The organism is Pseudomonas sp. I2 (assembly GCF_040984075.1).
In the GTDB taxonomy this organism is placed as follows: domain Bacteria; phylum Pseudomonadota; class Gammaproteobacteria; order Pseudomonadales; family Pseudomonadaceae; genus Aquipseudomonas; species Aquipseudomonas guariconensis_B.
This window is the reverse complement of sequence record NZ_JBCGFQ010000098.1, coordinates 1-5,384: the sequence shown is the minus strand read 5'-3', so window position 1 is coordinate 5,384 and position 5,384 is coordinate 1. Positions and strand designations below refer to the sequence as shown.

The window sequence follows — 5,384 nt, the reverse complement described above, 5'->3', positions numbered from 1 at the left end:
CCAAACGCTCTTTAACAATCGAATCAAGCAATTCGTGTGGGTGCTTGTGAGTACGGACTGATAGTCGCCAAGATTATCAGCATCACAAGTGGCCATATGAGAAATCACATAGTCATTTGAGATTGCTGAGCCAAGTTTAGGGTTACTTAAAAACCCAAGCAGTATTGAACTGAAGAGTTTGATCATGGCTCAGATTGAACGCTGGCGGCAGGCCTAACACATGCAAGTCGAGCGGATGAAGTGAGCTTGCTCATGGATTCAGCGGCGGACGGGTGAGTAATGCCTAGGAATCTGCCTGGTAGTGGGGGACAACGTTCCGAAAGGGGCGCTAATACCGCATACGTCCTACGGGAGAAAGTGGGGGATCTTCGGACCTCACGCTATCAGATGAGCCTAGGTCGGATTAGCTAGTTGGTGGGGTAATGGCTCACCAAGGCGACGATCCGTAACTGGTCTGAGAGGATGATCAGTCACACTGGAACTGAGACACGGTCCAGACTCCTACGGGAGGCAGCAGTGGGGAATATTGGACAATGGGCGAAAGCCTGATCCAGCCATGCCGCGTGTGTGAAGAAGGTCTTCGGATTGTAAAGCACTTTAAGTTGGGAGGAAGGGCAGTAAGCGAATACCTTGCTGTTTTGACGTTACCAACAGAATAAGCACCGGCTAACTCTGTGCCAGCAGCCGCGGTAATACAGAGGGTGCGAGCGTTAATCGGAATTACTGGGCGTAAAGCGCGCGTAGGTGGTTCGTTAAGTTGGATGTGAAAGCCCCGGGCTCAACCTGGGAACTGCATCCAAAACTGGCGAGCTAGAGTACGGTAGAGGGTGGTGGAATTTCCTGTGTAGCGGTGAAATGCGTAGATATAGGAAGGAACACCAGTGGCGAAGGCGACCACCTGGACTGATACTGACACTGAGGTGCGAAAGCGTGGGGAGCAAACAGGATTAGATACCCTGGTAGTCCACGCCGTAAACGATGTCAACTAGCCGTTGGAATCCTTGAGATTTTAGTGGCGCAGCTAACGCATTAAGTTGACCGCCTGGGGAGTACGGCCGCAAGGTTAAAACTCAAATGAATTGACGGGGGCCCGCACAAGCGGTGGAGCATGTGGTTTAATTCGAAGCAACGCGAAGAACCTTACCAGGCCTTGACATGCAGAGAACTTTCCAGAGATGGAGAGGTGCCTTCGGGAACTCTGACACAGGTGCTGCATGGCTGTCGTCAGCTCGTGTCGTGAGATGTTGGGTTAAGTCCCGTAACGAGCGCAACCCTTGTCCTTAGTTACCAGCACGTCATGGTGGGCACTCTAAGGAGACTGCCGGTGACAAACCGGAGGAAGGTGGGGATGACGTCAAGTCATCATGGCCCTTACGGCCTGGGCTACACACGTGCTACAATGGTCGGTACAGAGGGTTGCCAAGCCGCGAGGTGGAGCTAATCTCACAAAACCGATCGTAGTCCGGATCGCAGTCTGCAACTCGACTGCGTGAAGTCGGAATCGCTAGTAATCGCGAATCAGAATGTCGCGGTGAATACGTTCCCGGGCCTTGTACACACCGCCCGTCACACCATGGGAGTGGGTTGCACCAGAAGTAGCTAGTCTAACCTTCGGGAGGACGGTTACCACGGTGTGATTCATGACTGGGGTGAAGTCGTAACAAGGTAGCCGTAGGGGAACCTGCGGCTGGATCACCTCCTTAATCGAAGACATCAGCCTGCTGATGAGCACCCACACGAATTGCTTGATTCCTTGAAGAAGACGATGTGACGCGACCCTGTGATAGGTCTGTAGCTCAGTTGGTTAGAGCGCACCCCTGATAAGGGTGAGGTCGGCAGTTCAAATCTGCCCAGACCTACCAATTTGTTGTGGTGCAGCCTGTATACGGGGCCATAGCTCAGCTGGGAGAGCGCCTGCTTTGCACGCAGGAGGTCAGCGGTTCGATCCCGCTTGGCTCCACCATGTTGCCGTTACCTGCAGAACTTAGAAATGAGCATTCGTGAATGAATGTTGATTTCTGACTTTTGTCAGATCGTTCTTTAAAAATTCGGATATGTGATAGAAAGACTGATGACGCACTTTCACTGGTGTGGCATCAGGCTAAGGTAAAATTTGTGAGTTCCGCTCGAAAGAGCGACATGCGAATTTTCGGCGAATGTCGTCTTCACAGTATAACCAGATTGCTTGGGGTTATATGGTCAAGTGAAGAAGCGCATACGGTGGATGCCTTGGCAGTCAGAGGCGATGAAAGACGTGGTAGCCTGCGATAAGCTTCGGGGAGTCGGCAAACAGACTGTGATCCGGAGATTTCTGAATGGGGGAACCCACCTAGGATAACCTAGGTATCTTGTACTGAATCCATAGGTGCAAGAGGCGAACCAGGGGAACTGAAACATCTAAGTACCCTGAGGAATAGAAATCAACCGAGATTCCCTTAGTAGTGGCGAGCGAACGGGGACCAGCCCTTAAGCTGGCTTGAGATTAGTGGAACGCTCTGGAAAGTGCGGCCATAGTGGGTGATAGCCCCGTACACGAAAATCTCTTGCCAGTGAAATCGAGTAGGACGGAGCACGAGAAACTTTGTCTGAACATGGGGGGACCATCCTCCAAGGCTAAATACTACTGACTGACCGATAGTGAACCAGTACCGTGAGGGAAAGGCGAAAAGAACCCCGGAGAGGGGAGTGAAATAGAACCTGAAACCGTATGCGTACAAGCAGTGGGAGCCTACTTTGTTAGGTGACTGCGTACCTTTTGTATAATGGGTCAGCGACTTATATTCAGTGGCGAGCTTAACCGAATAGGGGAGGCGTAGCGAAAGCGAGTCTTAATAGGGCGTTTAGTCGCTGGGTATAGACCCGAAACCGGGCGATCTATCCATGGGCAGGTTGAAGGTTAGGTAACACTGACTGGAGGACCGAACCGACTACCGTTGAAAAGTTAGCGGATGACCTGTGGATCGGAGTGAAAGGCTAATCAAGCTCGGAGATAGCTGGTTCTCCTCGAAAGCTATTTAGGTAGCGCCTCATGTATCACTGCTGGGGGTAGAGCACTGTTTCGGCTAGGGGGTCATCCCGACTTACCAAACCGATGCAAACTCCGAATACCAGCAAGTGCCGAGCATGGGAGACACACGGCGGGTGCTAACGTCCGTCGTGAAAAGGGAAACAACCCAGACCGTCAGCTAAGGTCCCAAAGTCATGGTTAAGTGGGAAACGATGTGGGAAGGCTTAGACAGCTAGGAGGTTGGCTTAGAAGCAGCCATCCTTTAAAGAAAGCGTAATAGCTCACTAGTCGAGTCGGCCTGCGCGGAAGATGTAACGGGGCTCAAACCATGCACCGAAGCTACGGGTGTCATCTTTGATGACGCGGTAGAGGAGCGTTCTGTAAGCCTGTGAAGGTGAGTTGAGAAGCTTGCTGGAGGTATCAGAAGTGCGAATGCTGACATGAGTAACGACAATGGGTGTGAAAAACATCCACGCCGAAAGACCAAGGTTTCCTGCGCAACGTTAATCGACGCAGGGTTAGTCGGTCCCTAAGGCGAGGCTGAAAAGCGTAGTCGATGGAAAACAGGTTAATATTCCTGTACTTCCGGTTATTGCGATGGAGGGACGGAGAAGGCTAGGCCAGCTTGGCGTTGGTTGTCCAAGTTTAAGGTGGTAGGCCGAGATCTTAGGCAAATCCGGGATCTCAAGGCCGAGAGCTGATGACGAGTGCTCTTTAGAGCGCGAAGTGGTTGATGCCATGCTTCCAAGAAAAGCTCCTAAGCTTCAGATAACCGGGAACCGTACCCCAAACCGACACAGGTGGTCGGGTAGAGAATACCAAGGCGCTTGAGAGAACTCGGGTGAAGGAACTAGGCAAAATGGCACCGTAACTTCGGGAGAAGGTGCGCCGGCGAGGGTGAAGGACTTGCTCCGTAAGCCCATGTCGGTCGAAGATACCAGGCCGCTGCGACTGTTTATTAAAAACACAGCACTCTGCAAACACGAAAGTGGACGTATAGGGTGTGACGCCTGCCCGGTGCCGGAAGGTTAATTGATGGGGTTAGCGCAAGCGAAGCTCTTGATCGAAGCCCCGGTAAACGGCGGCCGTAACTATAACGGTCCTAAGGTAGCGAAATTCCTTGTCGGGTAAGTTCCGACCTGCACGAATGGCGTAACGATGGCGGCGCTGTCTCCACCCGAGACTCAGTGAAATTGAAATCGCTGTGAAGATGCAGTGTATCCGCGGCTAGACGGAAAGACCCCGTGAACCTTTACTATAGCTTTGCACTGGACTTTGAGCTTGCTTGTGTAGGATAGGTGGGAGGCTTTGAAGTGGGGACGCCAGTTCCCATGGAGCCATCCTTGAAATACCACCCTGGCAACCTTGAGGTTCTAACTCAGGTCCGTGATCCGGATCGAGGACAGTGTATGGTGGGTAGTTTGACTGGGGCGGTCTCCTCCCAAAGAGTAACGGAGGAGTACGAAGGTGCGCTCAGACCGGTCGGAAATCGGTCGCAGAGTATAAAGGCAAAAGCGCGCTTGACTGCGAGACCCACACGTCGAGCAGGTACGAAAGTAGGTCTTAGTGATCCGGTGGTTCTGTATGGAAGGGCCATCGCTCAACGGATAAAAGGTACTCCGGGGATAACAGGCTGATACCGCCCAAGAGTTCATATCGACGGCGGTGTTTGGCACCTCGATGTCGGCTCATCACATCCTGGGGCTGAAGCCGGTCCCAAGGGTATGGCTGTTCGCCATTTAAAGTGGTACGCGAGCTGGGTTTAGAACGTCGTGAGACAGTTCGGTCCCTATCTGCCGTGGACGTTTGAGATTTGAGAGGGGCTGCTCCTAGTACGAGAGGACCGGAGTGGACGAACCTCTGGTGTTCCGGTTGTCACGCCAGTGGCACTGCCGGGTAGCTATGTTCGGAAGAGATAACCGCTGAAAGCATCTAAGCGGGAAACTCGCCTCAAGATGAGATCTCACTGGGGTCTTGAACCCCCTGAAGGGCCGTCGAAGACTACGACGTTGATAGGTCGGGTGTGTAAGCGCTGTGAGGCGTTGAGCTAACCGATACTAATTGCCCGTGAGGCTTGACCATATAACACCCAAGCAATTTGCGTGCAGCGGATTGCGGTGGTGAAGACGCAAGGCCGAAAGTTCGCAACCACAAAGATCACGTATCCGAATTGGCTGGAGTGTCCATCTGGATGTTCTGGCAACAGAATTTCTTGACGACCATAGAGCATTGGCACCACCTGATCCCATCCCGAACTCAGCAGTGAAACGATGCATCGCCGATGGTAGTGTGGGGTTTCCCCATGTGAGAGTAGGTCATCGTCAAGATTCATTTCGCAAAACCCCTATCTGCGCGAGCAGGTAGGGGTTTTGTCTTT

General features: G+C 52.5%; 2 tRNA genes and 3 rRNA genes. All 5 read left to right on the top strand.

Annotated elements, in window-relative coordinates:
- The first annotated feature begins 166 nt into the window (after positions 1-166).
- The 5 genes from WCE05_RS25555 to rrf all read left to right on the top strand — a co-directional run bounded on the left by WCE05_RS25555 (position 167) and on the right by rrf (position 5,334).
- Positions 167-1,703, top strand: a 16S ribosomal RNA gene (locus WCE05_RS25555).
- A gap of 82 nt (positions 1,704-1,785) precedes the next feature.
- Positions 1,786-1,862, top strand: a tRNA-Ile gene (locus WCE05_RS25550).
- A gap of 25 nt (positions 1,863-1,887) precedes the next feature.
- Positions 1,888-1,963: transfer RNA gene (locus tag WCE05_RS25545), tRNA-Ala, on the top strand.
- A 234-nt stretch (positions 1,964-2,197) separates the two neighbouring features.
- Positions 2,198-5,089: ribosomal RNA gene (locus WCE05_RS25540) — 23S ribosomal RNA — on the top strand.
- 129 nt (positions 5,090-5,218) lie between these two features.
- Positions 5,219-5,334, top strand: a 5S ribosomal RNA gene (gene rrf / locus WCE05_RS25535).
- Together the 16S, 23S and 5S rRNA genes with 2 tRNA genes alongside form the textbook arrangement of a ribosomal RNA operon.
- The last annotated feature ends 50 nt before the right edge of the window (positions 5,335-5,384 follow it).